General features: G+C 69.0%; 19 protein-coding genes and 1 pseudogene. 5 read left to right on the top strand and 15 right to left on the bottom strand.

What is annotated here, in order from left to right; genetic code table 11:
- Positions 1-41: 41 nt before the first annotated feature.
- Positions 42-1391: a serine hydrolase domain-containing protein gene (locus ACIBGM_RS09580; protein WP_396385051.1), complete on the top strand. Its 1350-nt coding sequence runs from the start codon at positions 42-44 to the stop codon at positions 1389-1391.
- 223 nt (positions 1392-1614) lie between these two features.
- On the opposite strand, the gene ACIBGM_RS09575 is transcribed toward ACIBGM_RS09580, so the two are convergent.
- From ACIBGM_RS09575 to ACIBGM_RS09550, 6 genes are all read right to left on the bottom strand, one after another.
- Positions 1615-2058 carry a VOC family protein gene (locus ACIBGM_RS09575; RefSeq protein WP_360514398.1) on the bottom strand — a complete coding sequence of 148 codons (444 nt, stop codon included), beginning with the start codon at positions 2056-2058 and terminating at the stop codon, positions 1615-1617.
- A gap of 31 nt (positions 2059-2089) precedes the next feature.
- The gene (locus tag ACIBGM_RS09570) at positions 2090-2581 is read right to left on the bottom strand and encodes a pyridoxamine 5'-phosphate oxidase family protein (RefSeq protein ID WP_396385050.1); all 492 of its coding nucleotides are present in this window, start codon (positions 2579-2581) and stop codon (positions 2090-2092) included.
- Positions 2582-2694: 113 nt separating this feature from the next.
- Entirely contained in the window at positions 2695-3510 is an 816-nt protein-coding gene (locus ACIBGM_RS09565; RefSeq protein ID WP_396385049.1) for an ABC transporter permease, read from the bottom strand.
- Positions 3507-4496 carry an ATP-binding cassette domain-containing protein gene (locus ACIBGM_RS09560; protein ID WP_396385048.1) on the bottom strand — a complete coding sequence of 330 codons (990 nt, stop codon included), beginning with the start codon at positions 4494-4496 and terminating at the stop codon, positions 3507-3509. The genes ACIBGM_RS09565 and ACIBGM_RS09560 overlap by 4 nt, the downstream gene beginning before the upstream one ends.
- Positions 4497-4584: 88 nt before the next feature.
- Positions 4585-5901, bottom strand: a complete 1317-nt coding sequence (locus ACIBGM_RS09555) for a nitrate/nitrite transporter (RefSeq protein WP_396385047.1) — start codon at positions 5899-5901, stop codon at positions 4585-4587.
- Entirely contained in the window at positions 5898-6638 is a 741-nt protein-coding gene (locus tag ACIBGM_RS09550; RefSeq protein ID WP_360514383.1) for a GntR family transcriptional regulator, read from the bottom strand. The genes ACIBGM_RS09555 and ACIBGM_RS09550 overlap by 4 nt, the downstream gene beginning before the upstream one ends.
- 265 nt (positions 6639-6903) lie before the next feature.
- On the opposite strand from ACIBGM_RS09550, the gene ACIBGM_RS09545 reads away from it, so the two are divergent.
- Complete coding sequence (locus ACIBGM_RS09545; protein ID WP_360514380.1) at positions 6904-8331, top strand: S8 family serine peptidase; 1428 nt, start codon at positions 6904-6906, stop codon at positions 8329-8331.
- A 286-nt stretch (positions 8332-8617) separates the two neighbouring features.
- Here the strand turns inward: ACIBGM_RS09545 and ACIBGM_RS09540 are convergent, their stop codons facing one another.
- The 7 genes and pseudogenes from ACIBGM_RS09540 to ACIBGM_RS09510 form a co-directional block, all read right to left on the bottom strand.
- Entirely contained in the window at positions 8618-9448 is an 831-nt protein-coding gene (locus ACIBGM_RS09540; RefSeq protein ID WP_396385046.1) for an EamA family transporter, read from the bottom strand.
- Between the two features lie 40 nt (positions 9449-9488).
- Entirely contained in the window at positions 9489-9761 is a 273-nt protein-coding gene (locus ACIBGM_RS09535; protein WP_360515132.1) for a hypothetical protein, read from the bottom strand.
- Positions 9762-10162: 401 nt separating this feature from the next.
- Positions 10163-10243 (bottom strand): annotated as a pseudogene (locus tag ACIBGM_RS09530) (hypothetical protein); the annotation flags it as partial.
- Between the two features lie 73 nt (positions 10244-10316).
- Positions 10317-11792, bottom strand: coding sequence for a dihydrolipoamide acetyltransferase family protein (locus tag ACIBGM_RS09525; protein ID WP_396385045.1), 1476 nt, complete (start codon positions 11790-11792; stop codon positions 10317-10319).
- On the bottom strand, positions 11792-12769 hold the full coding sequence (locus ACIBGM_RS09520) for an alpha-ketoacid dehydrogenase subunit beta (RefSeq protein WP_360514371.1): 978 nt from the start codon (positions 12767-12769) through the stop codon (positions 11792-11794). Before ACIBGM_RS09520 ends, ACIBGM_RS09525 begins: the two co-directional genes overlap by 1 nt.
- On the bottom strand, positions 12769-13935 hold the full coding sequence (pdhA, locus tag ACIBGM_RS09515) for a pyruvate dehydrogenase (acetyl-transferring) E1 component subunit alpha (protein ID WP_396385044.1): 1167 nt from the start codon (positions 13933-13935) through the stop codon (positions 12769-12771). Before pdhA ends, ACIBGM_RS09520 begins: the two co-directional genes overlap by 1 nt.
- Positions 13936-14276: 341 nt before the next feature.
- Positions 14277-15476: a phytase gene (locus ACIBGM_RS09510; protein ID WP_396385043.1), complete on the bottom strand. Its 1200-nt coding sequence runs from the start codon at positions 15474-15476 to the stop codon at positions 14277-14279.
- Positions 15477-15692: 216 nt separating this feature from the next.
- Between ACIBGM_RS09510 and ACIBGM_RS09505 the strand changes: the two genes are divergently transcribed.
- Positions 15693-16640: an EamA family transporter gene (locus tag ACIBGM_RS09505; protein ID WP_396385042.1), complete on the top strand. Its 948-nt coding sequence runs from the start codon at positions 15693-15695 to the stop codon at positions 16638-16640.
- A 506-nt stretch (positions 16641-17146) separates the two neighbouring features.
- Positions 17147-17743 (top strand): hypothetical protein, encoded by a 597-nt coding sequence (locus ACIBGM_RS09500; protein WP_360514362.1) that lies wholly within the window; start codon positions 17147-17149, stop codon positions 17741-17743.
- Between the two features lie 450 nt (positions 17744-18193).
- On the opposite strand, the gene ACIBGM_RS09495 is transcribed toward ACIBGM_RS09500, so the two are convergent.
- Positions 18194-18910, bottom strand: a complete 717-nt coding sequence (locus ACIBGM_RS09495; RefSeq protein ID WP_396385041.1) for an SDR family NAD(P)-dependent oxidoreductase — start codon at positions 18908-18910, stop codon at positions 18194-18196.
- A complete protein-coding gene (gene hisC, locus ACIBGM_RS09490) occupies positions 18907-19986 on the bottom strand; it encodes a histidinol-phosphate transaminase (RefSeq protein WP_396385040.1) in 1080 nt (359 codons plus the stop codon). The genes ACIBGM_RS09495 and hisC overlap by 4 nt, the downstream gene beginning before the upstream one ends.
- A gap of 186 nt (positions 19987-20172) precedes the next feature.
- Here hisC and ACIBGM_RS09485 point away from each other — a divergent pair, with 186 nt between their 5' ends.
- The gene (locus ACIBGM_RS09485; protein ID WP_396385039.1) at positions 20173-21045 is read left to right on the top strand and encodes a dimethylarginine dimethylaminohydrolase family protein; all 873 of its coding nucleotides are present in this window, start codon (positions 20173-20175) and stop codon (positions 21043-21045) included.

Here is a 21045-nt window from a genome sequence, read left to right as displayed (position 1 = left end):
CCCCTGCCGTTTGTCATTGCCTTCCCTTACAGTCGGCAGTCGTGACAGATATCGCCGCGCAGACGCAGACTGCGCTCACCCGCCTCGTCGCGGAACGTCAGACCAAGGGGCGCGTGCCCGGCGTCGTGGGAGCCGTCGCCCGGGACGGGGCGCTGGCCTGGTCCCACGGGGCCGGATCCGCCGACCTGGACGCTCCCGGTGTGCCGCCGACGGCCGACTCGCAGTTCCTGATCGCCTCGCAGAGCAAGACGCTGACCGCGGTCGCGATCATGGCGCTGCGCGACGAGGGCAAGCTCACCCTCGACGACCCGGTCGAGAAGCTGATCCCGGAGAGCAAGCACGAGGGCATCACCGTGCGGCAGATGCTCAGCCACGCCAGCGGGATGCAGCGCGAGCCGGTCGGCGACGTCTGGGACGTGATGAAGTTCCCGGACCGCGCCGAGCTGGTCTCGGGCTGGAACGACGCCGAGCGGGTCGGCAAGCCGCACCACCGGTTCCACTACTCGAACCTGGTCTTCTCACTCCTCGGCGAGATCGTCGCCCGCCTCGACGGACGCTCCTGGTACGACGCGATCAAGACCCGGATCCTGGATCCGCTGGAGATGCGCCGTACGACGGTCGGCATGGACGGCGGACCGACAGCCGTCGGCTACTACGTGCCGCCGTTCTCCGACGTTCCGGTCCGCGAGCAACTGCTGAACCTCGGCTCGATGGACGCCTGCGGCGGGCTCGCGAGTACGGCGGAAGACCTGGCGAAGTGGGCCATGTTCGTCGCGAACCCGGTCGACGAGGTGCTGTCGAAGGACACCCTGGACGAGATGTGCCAGGTGCAAATCATGGCCGACCTGGACCGCTGGCAACTCGCCTTCGGCCTGGGCTTCATGCTGCTGCGCCGCGGCGACCGGATCTTCGTCGGCCACGACGGCGGGATGCCCGGTCACATCACGTCGACCTTCGTGCACCGGCCCTCCGGTACTGCGGGCATCGCACTGCAGAGCTCCACCTCCGCGCCGGCGCCGGGCCTGCTGGCCACCGACCTGATCATCAAGGTCCTCGAGGACGACCCGCTCCCGGCCGACCCCTGGGTCCCCGGTACGACGGTGCCGGACGAGCTCGTCGGCGTCCTCGGCACCTGGTTCTCCGAGGGCACCCCGTTCGTCTTCTCGGTCAAGGCCGGCGAGCTCCAGGCCAAGTCCCCCGCCGCAGCCGAGCACCTCGCCCCCGCCGTCTTCACCCGCCTGTCCGAAGACGTCTACCGCACCACCTCCGGCCGCGAAACCGGCGAACTCCTCCGCATCACCCGAGACGCCACCGGCACCCCAACAAAGTTGCACTGGGCAACCTACCTCTGCACCCGCGACCCATTGGCCTTCGGCGAACACCTGCACTGAGTGTCCTCAGTTGCCCGGGGTCTGCTCGTCGGTTAGGCTCTGACTATTCCCCCAGTTGCTTCGGTGGCTGGGCGCGAGGCCCCACTTCGGTGGGGCTTCTGCTTTTCACCAGTCCTGGGGCTTGTGGACGACCGAGCCCACGGAGTCCAGGATCTTCTGCGGGAACTGGCTTGCTCCCAGGACACCTGGCCTGATCGGCTTGGTGAACGTCGGCCGGCAGGTCTCAGACGACGCAGAAGTCGTTGCCTTCGGGGTCGGCCATCCAGAGGTGGTCGAGGTCGGGGGAGGCGTCTTTGCGGATCTCGTGGACGATGGTGGCGCCGGCCTCGACGAGGGTGGCTGCGACGGCGCGGATGCGTTGTTCTCGCAGCGGTTGGGGTTCGGCGCGGCCGCCGCTGACCTGGAGGTCCAGGTGCAGGCGGTTCTTGACCGTGCGTGGCTCGGGGACCTTGAGGAACGAGATGGCGGGCAGCACGCCGTTCGGGTCGGACAGGCTGGCGCCGTCGTTCCACTCGTCCTCGGGCACGTTCTGGTCGGTCAGGAACGCCTCCCAGGTGTCCCAGCCCGTCGGCGGATCCGAGCCCACGTAGCCGAGCGCCGTACCCCAGAACCGCGCGAGCCGGCCCGGGTCCGCGCAGTCGATCGTCATCGTCCATCTGGTCGTCATACCGCCACTCTGACGGACGCCATGGACAGATCTAGCTGCGCCAACGCGTGGCGCTGAACCCGTGCTCCTTGCCGAAGGCGAACACCTGTGCCGGCTCGACCGCGTAGACGTGCCGCGGATCGAGGTCGGCCGGATCGTAGAACTCGCCGTCCCTGACGAACGGATGCCACCACGGATACTTGACCGGGAACAGGTCCGCGATCGCCTGCAGCCGGGCTCCGTCCCGAACGCGATCGGCAGTCCCTTCGAGAACCAGGTCGACCTCGGCACCGGGCACGGTGACCGCGCAGCCGTTGTTCCGCTCGAGGTTGCGGGTCTTGCGGGACCGCCGGAAGGTGACGAAGCAGAACGTTCCGTCGAGCGACACCCCCAGCACCGGCACCACGTGCGGCCGCCCATCCGGGTCGGTCGTCGCGAGCAGGAAGTCCTCCGCCTCGGCAACACGCGTCTGCGCGTCCGCCCAGGTGAGCGCTGTCAGGGGTGTGCCGCGAGGGCTGGACAGTTGCTCGGGTGCCGGTTCCATGTCATCGACACTAGGGTCGGCAACACCATTGCGAAAAGCGATGATTGTTGATCGAATCGATCGCTACTGACGATAGGGGCCGGGAACGTCCCCGGCCCCTATCCGTCGGATGATCAGGTACGGCGGCGGTAGGCGCGGATCGCCAGGGGTGCGAAGACCGCGATCAGGCCGGCCATCCAGGCGAGGGTGATCAGCAGCGGCTTCTGGATGTCGCCGCCGAGCATCAGCGCCCGCATCAGATCGACCAGGTACTTGACCGGGTTCACGTTCACGAACGCCTGCAGGAACCCCGGCAGCGTGCTGGTCTGCACGAACACGTTGCTGCCGAAGGTGAGCGGGAACATCACCAGGAACGCGATGCCCTGGACCCCCTGCGCCGTCTTCAGCGTGAGCCCGAGCCAGACCCAGATCCAGCACATCGACAGCGCGAACAGCAGCACGATCAGCAGCGCCAGCAGGCCGTAGCCGACCCCGTTCTGGAACCGGAACCCGAGCACGAACCCGGTGCTCATCAAGATCACAATCGACAGCGTGTACCGGACCGCGTCACCGAGGACCGCGCCGATCAGCGGCGCCACCCGGGCGATCGGCAGGGACCGGAACCGGTCGAAGACGCCCTTGGCGAAGTCGTCGTTCAGCCCGACACCGGTGCCCATCGTGGAGAACACCACGGTCTGCACCAGCAGCCCCGGCAGCAGGAACGGCAGGTAGTCCCGCCAGGTCCCGCCCTGGGCGATCGCGCCGCCGAACACGAACAGGAACAGCACCAGGAAGATGATCGGCTGGAACGTCACGTCCGCCAGCGCTTCCGGGTTCTGCCGGATCCGGACGATGTTGCGCCAGGCAAGCGTCAGGCTCTGCTCGACCCAGGCGAACGGCCGGCTCCGGCGGCCCGCGTGGGCCGGGGCTTCCAGTGTTGCGGTGGTCATCGACCCACTCCTTCCAGTACGGCGTCCTGCGTCTTCTCCTCGGCGGTATGCCCGGTGAGGGCGAGGAACACCTCGTCCAGACTGGGCAGCCGCAGCGCCAGCTCGGTGACCGCGATCCCCTCTTCGTCGAGGCGCCGTACCACCACCGGCATCGGCGTGCCGTCGCTGACCGGTGCGCTGACCAGGGTGTTGACCACGTCGACGGTCGGGCGGACGCCGACCGACTCGGCGACGATCGCGGCGACCCGCTCGAGGTGCGCGGGCTCGGCCGGGCGTACGTCGAGCGACTGCCGGCCGGCCTGGGCCTTGAGCTCGGCCGGCCGCCCGGAGGCGACGACCTGGCCCTTGTCGAACACCACGATCGAGTCGGCGAGCGCATCGGCCTCCTCCAGGTACTGCGTGGTGAGCAGCACCGTGGTGCCGTCGAGCACCAGGTTCCGGACCGTCTCCCAGACGCCGTTGCGGGCGTGCGGGTCGAGACCGGTGGTGGGCTCGTCGAGGTAGAGGATGCTCGGGTTCCCGACCAGGCTGGCGGCCAGGTCGAGCCGGCGGCGCATACCGCCGGAGTACGTCTTCGCGATCCGCTCCGCCGCGCCGGTCAGCTCGAACCGCTCCAGCAGCTCGTCCGCCTTGGCCCGGGCCTGCGCCCGCGAGTACCCGAGCAGCCGGCCGATCATGACCAGGTTCCGGCGGCCGGACATGTCCTCGTCGACCGAGGCGTACTGCCCGGTCAGGCCGATGATCCCGCGGACCTTGCCGGCGTCGCGGACGACGTCGTACCCGCCGACCATGGCGTGGCCGCCGTCCGGGCGGATCAGGGTGCCGAGGATGCGGACCGCGGTGGTCTTGCCGGCGCCGTTCGGCCCGAGCACGCCGAGCACGGTGCCGGTCGGCACGCTCAGGTCGACGCCGGCGAGGGCGGTGGTGTCGCCATATTTCTTGACCAAGCCGACCGCCTCGATGGCGACCTGGTTCGTTGTGGTCATCGGTTCCTCCCAGTGGACTCACTTCACTGGGACTACCGTCCGACGCCGTACTGGCACCGCCCTGGCACTCCGCTGTCAGGCCGCTGGCTCAGCCCTTCAGCGGCATGATCTGGTTGGCAAGCAGGGCCTGGTAGGCCTCGGGGTTGTAGCGGGCCAGGTGGCCGCGGGCCTTGCGGCGGTACTTGAGGATCTGCCGGGTGCCGATCGCCCACAGCACGTACTGGAACGCCAGCGCGAACTTGAAGTCGTCGATCGTCTGCGGCGCACCGCCCGACGACACGTCCAGCAGGATGCCGACCATGCCGATGCAGATCAGCATCGCGATGAACCCGCCGGTGTTGACCATCCCGTTGGCCGCCCCGAACCGGGTCGCCGGGTTGAACGTCCGGGCGTAGTCGAGCCCGAGCATCGAGCCCGGTCCGCCGGCCGCCTGGACGACGATCAGCATCAGCAGCACCGGCATCGGCGCCCGGCCCGGCCACAGCAGTACGACGGTCCACATGAGCACCGAGCCGCCGATCACGGCCAGCACGATCCACGACCGGTAGAACGGGAACCTCGCGGCATACCGGCCGACCAGAGGCCCGTAGAACAGGCTCGCCAGCACGGGGAGGATGAGCATCGCGGCAGCCGTGGTCGGAGGGACGCCCTGCCCCTGGACGAGGAACGGGTAGCCCCAGAGCAGACCGAACGTTCCGCCGGAGAAGCTGGTGGTGAAGTGCGTCCACAGCCCGAGCCGTGTGCCCGGCTCCTGCCAGGCGCGGCGCAGGTTGCTCCGTACTTCGGTCAACGACTGCTTGGTCCGCCTGAGCGGCACGTCGTACGGCGTGTCCCTAATCAGGAACAGTACGGCGACACTTGTGACCAGACTGAGCACACTGGCAGCGGCGAACGTGCTGGTCCAGCCGAAGGCGTGGAACGCGGCGGCCATCGGCACGGTCGAGACGATCGCGCCGACACCGCCGAGCATCCCGGTGGCCTGCGACATCACCGGCTGCCGTAGCGCGGGGAACCAGGACATGACGACCCGCAGCACGCTGATGAACACCAGTGCGTCGCCGACACCCAGTACGGCGCGTGCAGCGAGCGCAGCCGGATAGGAGTCGACCAGACTGAACGCGGACTGCGCAGCGAACAGCAGGACCGACGCAGTGATCAGCAGGCGCTTGGAGCCGTACCGGTCCAGCAGGATGCCGACCGGCACCTGCATGGCGGCGTACACAGTCAGCTGTACGACGGTGAAGCTCGCAAGCGCGGATGCGGAGATGTCGAAGCGCTCTGCGGCCTGCAGACCGGCGACACTCATCGAGCCGCGGTGCAGCACCGTCACCAGGTAGGTGAGGACAGCAGTGGTCCACACCGCCCAGGCACGCCGTCCGCCCAGGGGGTAGAGAAGTTCTGTCACCGAGTACTCCGCAGGTCGGTGGCGGCCTCGTTGATGTGGGTGACGACCAGCTCGCGGAACCGCTTCACGCTGTTGCCGTCGAGGGCGTCGATCATCTCCTGGTGCGCGGTGATGGACTTGTCCATCCGGGCCGGCTGCATCTCGATGCCCGGCACCCCCATCCGGACCTGGCGGTCGCGCAGGCTGTTGTACAGCTTGGCCAGGATTTCGTTGCCCGCGGCACCGACGATCGCCTCGTGGAAAGCCCGGTCGGCCTCCAGGAAGCTCTTCGCGTCGCCGGTCCTGCGGTGCGCGCGCATCTCGTCGACGCGCTGGGTGAGCGTCTCGATCAGCTGCCGGCGCCGCGGCCAGACCTTGGCGGCCGCATGCGTCTCGATCAGCTCGCGGGCCTCGAGCACGTCGTCGATCTCCTGCGGGAGCACCGGCAGGACGAGCGCGCCCTTCTTCGGGTACAACTTCACCAGGCCGGACTCCTCCAGCCGGAGCAGCGCCTCCCGGACCGGGGTGCGCGACACCCCGACGGCCGTGGCCAGCTCGCCCTCGGTGAGCAGCTCGCCGCCCGGGTAGGTGCGATCCAGGATCGCGGCCTTCACGTACGCGTAGACCCGCTCGGCGGCCGGGATCTTCTCCACCCCCGGCGCCGCCTCGACCACGACCCGCGCGATCTCCGCGGTCTGGTCGCCCAACTCGATGTCTGCTGCTCTCGCCGGCGCTTGTTCCGGCACCCCGCCTGTCACTGAACCCTCACCCATACGACTCGTATCTCTGTTGTATCTATCCTACAACAGTGGCCCGTCCACCGGTGTTCCCCAGCTTGTCCACCAGTTATCCACAGGTCAATCCACAGATGTGGGCAACTCCCTGTGAACAAGTGAACCGTGTGTAGTGACGATCTTGGGCTTGTGGAGGGTTTCCCCTGCGTTGTGGATGAAGAACTCCGCCGGTTCGGAAATCGCTCTAGAGTCTCCGATTACCGTGCTCGACCGTCCTCGAGGAGACAGTGTGATCCGAACCTCCCGGCCTCGCCGGCTGACTGCCGGCCTGGCCGCCGCCGCCCTGGCCCTGACCGCATTCGGTGCGTCGACGGCGAACGCCGTACCGACCGCTGAGCCGACTTCGGCGGCGGCCGCGCCTGGGCCGCTGATGAACTACGTGGTCAACACCAAGGCGTCCGCCGGGCATGTGAAGAAGGTCGAGAAGGCGGTGGTCGCGGCCGGCGGCACCGTCGTCCAGTCGTACCGGCAGCTCGGCGTGGTGATCGCCCAGTCGACGAACGCCGACTTCAAGACCGCCGTCCGCACCGGCAAGTACGGGCGCGACGTGCAGTCCGTCGGCGCCACCCGGACGGCCGCGGTGAGCGAGGGACCGGCCGGCGGCCTGAAGTCCCTCGGCGAGGTGACGGCCGCGCCGGCGCCGGACCCGCTGGAGAAGGACCAGTGGGACATGGTCCAGATCAAGGCCGACCAGGCGCACGCGGTCACCGACGGCTCCCGCAGCGTCCTGGTCGGCATCAACGACAGCGGTGTCGACGACACCCACCCGGACCTCGCGCCGAACTTCGACAAGGCCGACTCGGTGAGCTGCGTCGACAACGGCGTACCGGACACGGCCGAGGGCGCGTGGCGTCCGACCACCAGCTCGCACGGCACCCACGTCGCCGGAACCGTCGCCGCCGCCCGGAACGGCGTCGGCATCGTCGGCGTCGCGCCGAACGTGCGGATCGCCTCGGTGAAGGTGGTCAACAACGACGGCTTCATCTACCCGGAGTACGCGATCTGCGGCTTCGTCTGGGCCGCCGAGCACCACATGGACGTCACCAACCACAGCTACTTCATCGACCCGTTCGAGTTCTGGTGCAAGGACACCGGTGACCAGGGCGCCGTCCAGGAAGCAGTACGGCGTGCCGTCGACTACGCCACGCATCGCGGCGTCCTGTCCGTGGCCGCGGCCGGCAACTCGAACTACGACCTGGCCAACAAGACCACCGACTCGAACAGCCCGAACGACACGACGCCGGTGACCCGGACGATCAACAACGACTGCCTCGACATGCCGACCGAGCTGCCGGGTGTCGTCACCGTCGCGAGCACCACCCAGGCCGGCGTCCGGAGCGGATTCTCCAACTTCGGCCTGAACAAGATCGACGTCGCCGCCCCCGGCAGCTCGATCCTGTCGACGGTCTGGCCAGGTGGCGGCTACGGCCGGATGAGCGGCACCTCGATGGCGTCCCCGCACGTCGCCGGCGTGGCCGCGCTGATGAAGTCCACCCACCCGTGGTGGGGCCCGAAGCAACTAGAGTCCGCCCTCCGCAACCAGGCCGACGACACCGCCTGCCCCACCACCCCCGACCCCCGCTGCACCGGCACCACCGCCAACAACGCCTTCTTCGGCGAAGGCCTCACCGACTCCCTCGACGCCGTAACCCCCTAACCAGACCGAGTGGGGGTCCCCCGCCCGGGACCCCCACTCCTCAACAACTGTGGTCAGCCCACGCGTCCGCTACGCGCGGCTCCTACGTCGCCGTGCTACGCAGCCGCTCCCACCCACCCGTCTGCTGGGCGCTGCCGCGCCCCCATGCGCCCGCTGCCGCGCTCCTTCGACCGCCATGTGATGCCGCCGGGCCGTACTCCATCAGCGGCTGGTGGAGACGGGCCGTGGAAGGAACTGTTCGTAGAGAGGTGTGCGGCCTCAGACGTCACCCGTGGATGAGTGCTTGTCAGCCCAGGCTGATCAGTACGATGCCGCCTACTACTACTGCGGCGGCTAGGGCTCGGCGGGGGCCGAAGTGTTCGCCGAAGAAGAGGGCGCCGATGATGGCGCCGAAGATGATGCTGGTTTCGCGGAGGGCGGCGATGGCGGCGAGGGTGCCTCGGGTTTGGGCCCAGAGGACGAGGCCGTAGGCGACCATCGAGACCACGCCGCCGCCGAGGCCGGAGAGTACGGCGGAGCGGGGCTGCCGGAGCACGCTGGTGCCGCGCCAGGCGAGGACGACCAGCGGCATCAGGAAGCCCTGGAGCATGAAGACCCAGCCCATGTACGTCAGCACCGGCATCTTGTGGACCGCGAGGCCGTCGACGACCGTGTACGCCGCGATCGTCAGCCCGGTGCCGAAAGCCGCCAGCAGCGCCGGGACTTGCTGTCGACCAGGCCGGCCGATGAACACCAGTGCGATCAGGCCCGCCGAGATCAGCAGCACCCCGGCGAGCTCGACCACGGCCAGCGCCTGATGCAGCACGACTATCGACACCACGGCCACCACCCACGGCGACGTACCGCGGGCGAGTGGATACATCTGGCTGAACTGACCCAGCTGGTACGACGCAAGCAGACCACCCAGATACGCGAGATGCAGCACCGCCGACGCGATGATGTAGCCCCAGGTGTCCGCCGGCGGCAGGCCCATCACCAGTACGGCGACCAGCCCGATGACCCCCGCCGCCAGCTCGAACAACGCCAGCCCGGCCACCCGATCCGGCGCGCCATGAGCCATCGCGTTCCAGGTGGCATGCAGCACCGCCGCCCCCAGCACCACCATCAAGACCACCACCGCTACACCCTCTCACCAGACATCTGAGCGGTCAGGCGGATTACGCCGACGGCAAGCGGGCCGAGGTGGTGGCGCAGGGTCTCGGCGAGTTGCAGGAGGCCAGGGTCGGGCCGAAGATGCCGGTCGGGTTCACCACGACAAGCTCGGTGTCACCGTCGTCGTTCTCCATCAGGTCCCACGCGGCCCGCTCGGCGATCGCCTTCGAGCGCGGGTACGGCGCCAGACCCGGCGTCTCGGGATCCGTCCAGTCGTCCTCGGTGAACTCGGCGCCCGGCTTCGGCGTGTACAGCGACCTTGAGAACCCACCGACCATCTCGAACGCCGAAATGTGGTTGGTGGCTTCTCAAGGTCGTGCTGGCAGTACCCGCAGGGTGCCCTCGCGCGCGGGCGGATCAGCTCGTCGGGATCGTCGGGCTGGGCGACCGGGATGGGCGAGGCGACATGGTGGACCTCCTCGCACCCCGCCACTGCGGCCGGCCAACCGTCGTCCGACATCAGGTCCGCGGGAACCACCTCGAGGCCGGCATCGTCCGCACCGCAATGGCGAACGGCCGCGCGCAACTGCCTGCTGGGCGCGATCTCGGCCTCGATGCGCTCCGCGTGCCGGAGCAGCAGGTCGCGCTGTTCGGCTGCTGCCTCGCGGCCGCGGGCGCGGTTGGCCAGGTACGTGCGCATGTCCTCGATGCCGACGCCGGCCGCGCGGAGACAGACCAGCGCCTCGAGTACGTCGAGGTCCTCGGTGCGATAGCGGCGGTGCCCGCTGTTCGGCGTCGCGGCCGATCGGGCCGGCCGCAACGCTCACACACCTCGAGCGCTTGAGGGCAACACGAAGGCCCGGGTGGTTTCCACCCGGGCCTTGGTGTTTGCGTCAGAACATCAGGGCGCGGGCTGGGTCCTCGAGGATGCCGGCGACGTCGGCGAGGAAGGTGGAGCCCTTCTCGCCGTCGATCATGCGGTGGTCGAAGGACAGCGCGAGCGTGGTGATCCAGCGCGGGACGATCTCGTCGTCAACCACCCACGGCTGCTTGCGCACCGCGCCGAACGCGAGGATCGCAGCCTCGCCCGGGTTGATGATCGGCGTCCCGGCGTCGACCCCGAACACGCCCACGTTGGTGATCGTGAACGAGCCGCCCGCCTGGTCGGCCGGCGAGGTCTTGCCCTCGCGCGCGGTCGCGACCAGGTCGTTCAGCGCGCGGCACAGGTCGGGCAGGGTGAGCGAGTCGGCGCTCTTGATGTTCGGCACGATCAGGCCGCGCGGGGTGGCCGCGGCGATGCCGAGGTTCATCGAGCCCTTGTAGACGATCTCCTGCGCCTGCTCGTCCCAGGCCGCGTTGACGATCGGCGTACGGCGAGCCGCCAGGACGACCGCCTTCGCGACCACCAGCAACGGCGACACCTTGAGGTCGCGGAACGCCTTGTCGCCCTTCAGCCGCTCGACCAGCGCCATGGTCTCGCTGACGTCGACGGTGATCCACTCGGTCACATGAGGCGCCGTGAACGCGCTGGCCACCATCGCCTGCGCCATCACCTTCTGCACACCCTTGATCGGCACCCGCGTGTCACCCTGCGCGGACACCACCGGAGCAGCCTCCACCACCGGAGCAACCACGGGCTCCGCCGCCGGCGCGCCGGACGCGTATGCCTCGACATCAGCCCGCGTGATGATGCCCCCGGCTCCGGTGGCGGTCACAGCTGCGAGGTCGATGCCCAGATCCTTGGCGAGCTTCCGCACCGGAGGCTTGGCCAACACGTGCACGGCACCTGCAACCCCGTTGCCTTCAGCAACGGGCGAGGGGACGACGGGTGCCGAGGCGGCGCCTGCGGCGCTGGTGGCGAGGGCACCCGGCGCGGTGCCGGGCGCAGCGCCGACTGGCGCAGCGGGCGTGGGTGGCGCCGTGGCAGCAGCAGCCGGAGCTGAGCTGGCGGAGGGTGCGGGTGCGCCCTTGCGGGGGCGGCGTTTGGCTTCTGTGGTTCGGGGGCCGTAGCCGACCAGGACGGCGGTGCGGCCGCCGGGGGCTTCGCCGCCGATCTTGCCGGCCTCGGGCTCGTCCGGAATGGCGGGCACCATGTCGTCGGCCAGCTGGCCCTCGTCACCGGCGACGGACTCGGTCTGGACGGCGATGATCGGCGTACCGACCGGGATCGTCTCGCCCTCGGGGACCAGGAGCTCGGTGACGGTGCCGGCGAACGGCACCGGGAGCTCGACCAGCGACTTCGCCGTCTCGATCTCCACCACGGTGTCGTTCAGCTTGACCGCGTCGCCCGGCTTGACCTTCCAGCTGACGATCTCGGCCTCGACCAGGCCTTCGCCGACGTCGGGCAGGCGGAACTGCTGGATGCCCATCAGTACCCCATCACCCGGTCGACCCCGTCGAGCACCCGGTCCAGGTCGGGCAGGTACTCCTCCTCCATCCGCGACGGCGGGTACGGGGTGTCGAACCCGGCCACCCGCAGCACCGGCGCCTCGAGGTGGTAGAAGCACTCCTCGGTGATCCGGGCCGCGAGCTCCGCGCCCGGGCCGAGCGTGTACGGCGCCTCGTGCACCACGACCGCCCGCCGGGTCTTCTTGACCGACGCGAAGATCGCCGGCAGGTCCAGCGGCGAGATCGTGCGCAGGTCGATGACCTCCAGGCTCCGGCCGTCCTCGACGGCGGCCTCGGCCGCCTGCAGGCTGGTCTTCACCATCGGGCCCCAGCAGAACAGCGTCGCGTCGGTGCCCTCGCGGACCGTCTTCGCCTGGTGCAGCGGCAGCGCCGGCGGCACGGTCTCGTCCAGCTCGGCCTTCTCGTGGTACCGGCGCTTCGGCTCGAAGAAGACGACCGGGTCGTCGGAGGAGATCGCCTGCTGGATCATCCAGTACGCGTCCACCGGGTCGCCGCAGGAGACGACCTTGAGGCCGGCCACGTGCGCGAACAGCGACTCCGGCGACTCCGAGTGGTGCTCGACCGCGCCGATGCCGCCGCCGAACGGGATCCGGATGACGACCGGCATCTTGATCTTGCCGAGCGACCGGTAGTGCATCTTCGCGACCTGGTTGATGATCTGGTCGTACCCCGGGAAGACGAACCCGTCGAACTGGATCTCGCAGACCGGCCGGTACCCGCGCAGCGCCAGGCCGACCGCGGTGCCGATGATGCCGGACTCGGCCAGCGGGGTGTCGATCACCCGGTCCTCGCCGAAGTCCTTCTGCAGCCCTTCGGTGACCCGGAAGACACCACCGAGCTTGCCGATGTCCTCGCCCATCACGACGACCTTCGGGTCGGCCTCCATCGCCGCCCGCAGGCCCATGTTGATGCCCTTGCCGAGGCTGATCTTCGCCATCAGTGACCCTCCCCTTCGAACGAGGCGGCGTACGCGGCGTACTGCTGCTTCTGCTCGGCCAGCTGTGCGGTCTGCTCGACGTACACGTGGTCGAAGAAGTCGGTCAGGTCCGGATCCGGCATGGACAGGCAGCCGGCCCGGAGCTCGGCGGCGATCTTGTCCGCCTCGGTGTCGATCTCGTCGAACCACGCCACGTCGACCTCGGCCGAGCGGGTCAGGTACGCGCGGACCCGGGCGATCGGGTCCTTGAGCTTCCAGTGCTCGAGGTCCTCGTTCAGCCGGTACTTGGTCGGGTCGTCGGAGGTGGTGTGGGCGCCCATCCGGTACGTGTAGGCCTCGACCAGGGTCGGGCCGCTGCCCTCGCGGGCCCGCTTCAGCGCCTGCTGGGTGACGGCGTACGTCGCGAGTACGTCGTTGCCGTCGACGCGGACGCCCGGGAAGCCGAAGCCGGCCGCGCGCTGGTAGAGCGGGATCCGGGTCTGCCGGTCGATCGGCTCGGAGATGGCCCACTGGTTGTTCTGGCAGAAGAACACGACCGGGGCGTTGAACACCGAGGCCCAGATGAAGGCCTCGTTCACGTCGCCCTGGCTGCTGGCGCCGTCGCCGAAGTACGCGATCGTCGCCTCGCCGCTCTCGGCGTCGCCGATCGCGTGGTCGCGCTGCTGGCCCATCGCGTACCCGGTCGCGTGCAGCGTCTGGGCGCCGATCACGATCGTGTACAGGTGGAAGTTGTTGTCACGCGGGTCCCAGGCGCCCTGGTCGACACCGCGGAACAGGCCGAGCAGCCGCAGCGGGTCGACGCCCTGGCACCAGGCGACGCCGTGCTCGCGGTAGGTCGGGAAGACCATGTCCTTGCTGTTGAGGGCGCGGCCGGAGCCGATCTGCGCGGCCTCCTGGCCGAGCAGTGACGCCCAGATTCCGAGCTCACCCTGCCGCTGCAGGGCGGTCGCCTCGGTGTCGATCCGGCGGACCAGGACCATGTCCCGGTAGAAGCCCTTGATCGCCTCGTCGTCCAGGTCGAACGCGTAGTCCGGGTGCTCGACGCGCTCACCTTCGGGCGTCAGCAGCTGGACGAACTCGACCTCCTCGGAGGCCTGGGGCGGACTGACCGGCGCCTCGTGCGGCGCGAACACTTCCGGGGCACTCCCCGGCACCGACTCACTCACATGCACTCCTCGGGTTCGAGCGCGGGATCGCCGCGACCGCAACGTTGCACGGGGGCCGGCCCTTCAGCCGGGTGAGGCTTCGCAGGCAGGACCGCGTGGATCCAGGGGTTGATGCACTGTCTCTACTACCAGTAGACCTCCTCACCGGCCTCACTGGCTGCACTACTTGCCGGACACCGTACCCAGCAGTTGCCTGATCCGCTAACTGTCTGGACGCTCGCGGGTACGGCGGTACCGAAACTGGTCCCCGGCTGAGACACCAGTCCATCAACTGGTCACATCTTCCCGCTTGTGACAGTCGATCGGCGAACGATGCGAGATGTGTCACAACTGGGTACCGATTACGGGAGCTTTTCGAGTCGGACGAGCTTGAAGTTGGTGCCTTCGCGGTCGCCGTCACCCGGCGTGTTCTCGCCGTCATGCACAGCGAACAGGCCATGCGGAAACAGCGGCCCGAGCGGCTCGGTCGTCACTGCCGCACCGTCACTGTGTTGTACGCCGTCCGTCCGCGGCCCGTCCGCCACCTGGAAGCCGGCGCGATAAACCAGCCGGCGCCCCTCCATCCGGTAGATCGCGAACGTCGAGTCACCCTGGCTGGACGCGTAGAGGGTCCGTACGCCGTGCCGGTAGGCGATCGTCAGCCCCTCGGCGTCCGCGCTCAGGTGCTTCCCGGCGTCAGCGCTGACCGGACCGGTCGGCTCGCACTCCTCGGTCTCCTCGTCGTACGCGGCCGGCTGACCGAACTCGCGCACCTTCTCGAGCAGCTCCGGCTTCCCGTTCAGCGGGATCCGCCAGACGCCGACGTCCTCCTGGGCGGCGTACAGGTCGTTCGTGGTGCGGTCGAACACCATGCCCTCGAGCTGCGGCCGGTCCCCCGGCTCCTCGCAGGGGCTCCAGATGCTGCCGTCGGACAGCTTGAAGCTGCTCGGCAGGTCGACCTTCGTGATCGGGAGGTAGGTGACCTTGCCCTTGCCGTCCGGGACCAGCCGGAAGAAGCCGACCCGGGTCTCGCTGCGCCGGGTCACCGCGACGACCGGCTGACCCTTGACCACGGTCGCGGCCAGGCCGTACGCGGTCCGCTGCTCCTGGACCTCCTCGGTGTCCTTGCTGAACACGAGTGGCGCGTCGGCGCTGGCCACGTCGGTGAGCCGGCCGGCCTTCACGGCGTACGTCCGGAGCTGGTCCCGGCCACGGTCGGTAACGACAGCCAGGTTGCCGACGAGGTCGACGTTGTTGAACCGGCCAGGCTCCTGCCCCGGCGCGGGCGCCGGCGGCGTGGCGAACCGCTGCACCTCCTTGCCGGTGAGGTCGAAGACGGTCAGCCCGCCGTTCTTCAGCGTGCCGAGTACGACGCTGCGCTCGGGGTGCTTGCTGTCGATCCAGATGGCCGGGTCGTCCGCGTTGGCGTTGCCGCCCGCGTCGTCGTCCCAGTTCGGCGCGGTCTCGGCCGCCGCGGCCACCTTCGGAAGCTCACTCGCGTACGCCGGCTGGACACCCAGCGTCACGACCAGCGCACCAATCACCACACCGGCGACCCGCATCCCACTCTCCTCACTGTCGGCACGCACTGTTGGCACGCACTGTTGGCACGCACTGTTGGCACGCACTGTTGGCACGCACTGTCGGCACCACGGGGCACCTTGCCGGGCCCCGATGGCGTGGCGGGAAACAGCGGATTGCTGGCCGGAAACCGCCTTGCGCCGGCCATGACCCGTAATTATCGTTTAGGCATTACACCCCTGACAGTGAGGACGAGGATGGCCTCCGCTTCCGCCGCCGTACTGCCCGAGACCGGTGGGCGCCAGGCGTCAACGGCGATGATCTGGTCTGCCCTGGCGGTCGTGTACGTCGTCTGGGGTTCGACGTACCTCGGGATCCGGGTGGTCGTCGAGGCAGAGATCCCGCCGATGCTCGGGATGGCCGCCCGGTTCCTGGTGGCCGGCCTCCTCCTGGCGGCGTTCCTGGGCCTGAAGTCGGGCTGGCGACGGCTGCGGGTGAGCAAGCAGGAGGCGCTCGGCGCGGCCGTGGTCGGTCTGCTGCTGCTTGCCTTCGGCAACGGCGCGGTCGCGATCGCGGAGCAGACTGTGCCCTCCGGGCTGGCCGCGCTGCTGGTCGCCGCGATCCCGCTGTGGCTGATGCTGCTGCGTGTCGGCGGTGGGGATCGACCGCGGGCGCTGACGTGGGTCGGCGTACTGATCGGCTTCGCTGGTGTCGCACTGCTCGCGTTGTCAGGTGGCAACACGAGTGCGAAGCCGCTATCGGTGGCGATCCTGGTCGTCGGCACGATCTGCTGGGCGACGGGCTCACGGTTCTCGCCGCAGCTCGGTCTGCCGCGCGATCCGCTGGTGGCGGCGCTCTACGAGATGCTCTTCGGCGGTGCGGCGATGGTGTTGCTCGGCGTACTGCGGGGCGAGCCGGACCGGCTGCACCTGGACCGGATCGACGGCTCGGGGTGGATCGCGCTGGGGTATCTGGTCGCATTCGGGTCGCTGCTGGCGTACACGGCGTACAGCTATCTACTGGCGAACGCGCCGATCTCGCTGATCGGGACCTACGCGTACGTGAACCCGGCTGTCGCCGTACTGCTCGGGTGGCTGATCCTCGACGAGCACGTGACCTGGCAGATCCTGTTCGGGGGCGGCGTGATCATCATCGGGGTGGCCCTGGTGGTGACGGCCGAGCGGCGGCCGCGTACGACGTCCTGACCGTCGGGGCTGCCGTCATCGGCTCCTGACAAGGAAGAACCCGGGCCCCTGAGGACCCGGGTCTCCCACCGCTGCCGATGCGCGCGGCAGCGGGACCTTGTTGCCGGCCGACGCCATGCCCCGAAAAAACACGGCGCGAAACTCCGGCAATGGTTCCAACGATATTCCGATTCATCATGGTATTGCCAATTCGGCGACCACCGAGCCCACCGACAACAATCTTCCGAATCACCGGGTTTCATCCGTCACCCGCGCACACTCAACGACGGACACCGGCATCGGTTACGGGCGGTCGCCGGCAAAAGTGAGGATGCCTCCAACCGCACCTGGTTACCGGCAAGTTGCCTGGTCAGGGCGGGTTCGTTGCCTCGTCAGCGAAGTCATCACGCGACGGCTATGAGGGCCCCCCGTGGATCAAATAGTTGACGAAAAAGTTTGTAACCGGCCCCGTCAGGTGTCGTTACCACTAAGACGAATCCGTCAAACCCGAAAGGAAACCTGGCATAATGCAGGTAACTCGCAAGATCGCCGCTGCCGCGGCCGTGGCGACCGTCGCCACGCTGGGCCTGGCCACCGTTGTGAGCGCGAACGTTCTCGACGACGCCACCCAGAAGGCTCAGGGCACCGGCCTGGCCGACGCCGCGTCCGTGGCCAGCAAGGGCTACGGCAAGGGCGGCCCGAGCTGGCACTGGGTCAAGAAGGACGGCTCGCTCGTCGCCGTCGACGACAACAACGTCGGTCCGTTCCAGGCCTGCCACAACTTCGGTTCCGGCACCGGCATCGGCGGCAACGTGCCGGTGAGCGACGTCGTCGGTATCGTCGGCTGGGGCAACGACGGCAACAGCGTGACCGCCGTCAAGACCTGTGAGCAGGACAGCGAGCAGAACAACAAGAAGTGGTACAAGGCCGACTCGGACGGTCTGGTCTCAGTGAGCAACAACAACGTTGGCCCGTTCCAGGCCTGCCACAACGAGTTCTCGGCCACTGGCATCGGCGGCAATGTGCCGATCACCAACCTGAGCGGCATCCTGGGCCTGGACAACGACGGCAACTCCATCGACTCGCTGAAGACCTGCGAGCAGGAGTCCGAGCAGAACAACTGACCCCTCCCTGGTCAGTGATGCAGGACCCGAACGAGTCACCTCGGTGGGGTGACTGATTCGGCAGCACCACCCGCGGCGCCGGGAGCAAGCCTCACTCCTCCCGGCGCCGCCCCCCGCCCGGCCCCGTCCCAGCGCGGGCCGGGCGCAGATCTTTCATCCGAGGAATCTCCCCCACGCGTGCTGAGGATCCTTCCCACGCGTGCTATGCAGCCGCTCCTTCGTCGCGGCTACCGCGAAGATGCGACCGCAGCAGCCACGTTCCGCCGGGTGCCGGCGTCTGTGGTGCGAGCAACCGGTCGGTCACGCAGGAACCGTGGGCATGCCACAGGTTATTTCGTGTGCAAGCCCACCAGAGAGTGCCTCCGGTCCCGGGGTGCCGCCGGAACCACCGCCATCTGAAGCGCGATAGCGCGCACCGAAGGGTGGATGGGAGCGGGCGCGTGGGGACAACTACAGGTTTCTCAGGTCGACGCAGGCGCCGTTGGGGAGGTCTCGGTTCAGCAGGGACCAGATGCCGGTGGCGGCGTCTGTCGGGGTGGTTAGGGCTCCGGTCGCCTTGAGGTGGTGGAAGCGGGCTACTGCGGGGAAGGCCTGCTCGGGGGTTGAGCGGATCTCGGACTGCATGGCGGTGTCGACTACGCCGGGAGCTACGGCGATCACGCGGCAGCCACCGACGTCGGGCTGTTCTGCGCCTACCGTGCGGACCCAGTGCTCGACGGCCGCCTTGCCGGCGTTGTACGACGACCAGCCTGCATAGGCCGTCGTCGCCGCGCCGGACGACAGCAGGACGAGATGGCGCTCGCACGTCAGCCCGGCGGTTGCCTGGAGGAACGCCTGTCCCAGGACCTGCGGCGCAGCGGAGTTCAGCAGGACCGCGCGGGTGTAGTCGGATCCGTCGACAGCGGCCGCCGGCCCGATCGGCGAGATCGTTCCGGCGTTGTGGATGAACACCACGCGGTCGCCGTTGTACCCGGCCAACTCGTCAACGAAGTGCTCCGCGACACGAGCCCAGTTGGCCGGGTCCGACAGGTCGGCCTTGAAGTGTTCCGCGGGACCACCGCCACCGCGGGACACGTCGATCACGCGCGCGTCGTCGTACGGGACCGTTGCGGCCAGGGCCGCGCCGATCCCGGCCGACGCTCCCGAGATCCAGATCAGCGAGGTCACTGGCGCCAGGCGCGGGCGACGGACAGGAACAGGTCGTTCGCCTCGCGTTCGCCGATGGTGACCCGTGCGCCGTCACCCGGGAACGGCCGGACCGAGACACCCTCGGCCTGGACAGCCTCCGCGAACGCGACGGTGTCGTCGCCGAGCGGCATCCAGACGAAGTTCGCGTGGGTCTCGGGGACGTCCCACCCGGCGGCGCGGAGCTCGTCGACAACGCGCGTGCGCTCGGTCACCAGCGCGTCGACCCGCTCGAGCAGTTCCTCCTCCGCGGCCAGCGAAGCGATCGCCGCGACCTGCGCGACGTGGCTGACCCCGAACGGCAGGGCGCACTTGCGGATCGCCGACACCACCGGCGGGTGCGCGACGGCGTACCCGACCCGGAAGCCGGCCAGGCCGTACGCCTTGGAGAAGGTCCGGAGTACGACGACGTTCGGCCGGTCGCGGTACAGGTCGATGCCGTCGATCACGTCGGGCTCGCGGACGAACTCGCGGTACGCCTCGTCGATCACGACCAGCACGTTCGACGGTACGGCGTCCAGGAACGCGAGCAGCTCGTCACGCCGTACGACCGGTCCGGTCGGGTTGTTCGGCGTACAGACGAGGACGACCTTGGTCCGCTCGGTGAGCGCGGCCTCCATCGCCTTGAAGTCGTGCCGCGCGTCGTCGGTCAGCGGCACCTGGACCGACGTCGCGCCGGTCAGCTGGACCGCGATCGGGTACGCCTCGAACGAGCGCCAGGCGTAGACGACCTCGTCACCCTCCGAGCACGAGGCCTGCAGCAGGTGGTAGAGCAGCGCGACGGACCCGGTCGCGACGGCAAGGTCACTCGCCGGTACGCCGAACCGCGCCGAGAGCGCCTCGAGCAGGTCGACCGCGCCCATGTCGGGGTAGCGGTTCATCTGGCCCGCGGCCTCGGTGGCGGCGGCGAGGACGCCGGGCAGCGGCGGGTACGGGTTCTCGTTGCTCGACAGCTTGTAGGTCGGCCGGTCGTCGGTCCGTGCCGGCGGACGGCCGGGCTTGTAAGCCGCGACGTCGTCCAGGCACGCCCGGAACCGCACCACATCCTCTGCGCTCATGTCCGCAGGCTAGCTCCAACCCCACTCCCGAACCACCCTCCCGGACGTGGTCTGGCCCACCCCACGACCGGACGTTTGACTCCCGGCGATCCGGACTGCACACTGACGGATTGTCGGACAATCAGGGGATCTGTCAAAAGATCTCAGGTGCCGCGGCCGTCCGGACGCGGGTTGGAGGGAGTGCTCATGGGTCAGTCGCTGGGGTGGGGTCGCCGGTATCTGATGGTCCGCCCGGACCACTTCCGGATCGACTACGTGATCAATCCCTACATGTCCACGCACGACCAGCCGGACCCCGAGCTGACGCTGAAGCAGTGGGACTCGCTGCGGCAGGCGATCGTCGACGCCGGCGGCGCGGTCGAGGTGCTCGCGCAGCGGCCGGACTCGCCGGACATGGTGTACGCGATGAACCTCGGCCTGGCGACCGCGGACGGGCGGGCGATGCTCTCGCACATGCGGTTCGAGCCGCGGCGGAAGGAGTCGCTGACCGCGGCTGACTGGTTCGTCGGGCACGGGTTCACCCTGGACCAGACCGGATCGGGTGGCGTCGGGGCGCACTTCGAGTCCGGGGACGCATTCGTGTACGGCGACAGCCTGGTCGTCGGGTACGGGCCGCGGACCGAGCTCGGCGCGCTCAAGCGCTTGGCGGCCGAGTGGGGCATCCGGGTCCGCGGGCTGCGGATCACGCACGAGGGGATGTACCACCTGGACCTGCCGTTCTGCCCGGTGGACAGCACCCACGCGATGATCTACCCGGCGGCGTTCGACGCGGAGAGCCAGGCGGAGCTGTTCCGGATCGTGCCGGACCCGATCGTGCTCACCGACGAGGAGGCGTTCGCGTTCAGCGGCAACTCGATCGTGGTGAACGAGACGATTATCATGCCGGCCTGCTCCCCGCGCCTGCACGACCTCCTCACCGGCCTCGGCCTGCGGGTGGTCGTCCTCGACCTCACCGAGTTCCACAAGGCCGGTGGCTCCGCCCGCTGCCTGACCAACCCTCTGGACTTCGACCTGACACCGGCCACCACGCCCGGCGGGGAGCTCATCCTCCCCGTCTGA

It is taken from the genome of Kribbella sp. NPDC050470 (genome assembly GCF_044458365.1).
Lineage (GTDB): Bacteria > Actinomycetota > Actinomycetes > Propionibacteriales > Kribbellaceae > Kribbella.
The sequence above is the reverse complement of the archived record's forward strand: the minus strand, read 5'-3'. Positions and strand labels throughout refer to the sequence as shown.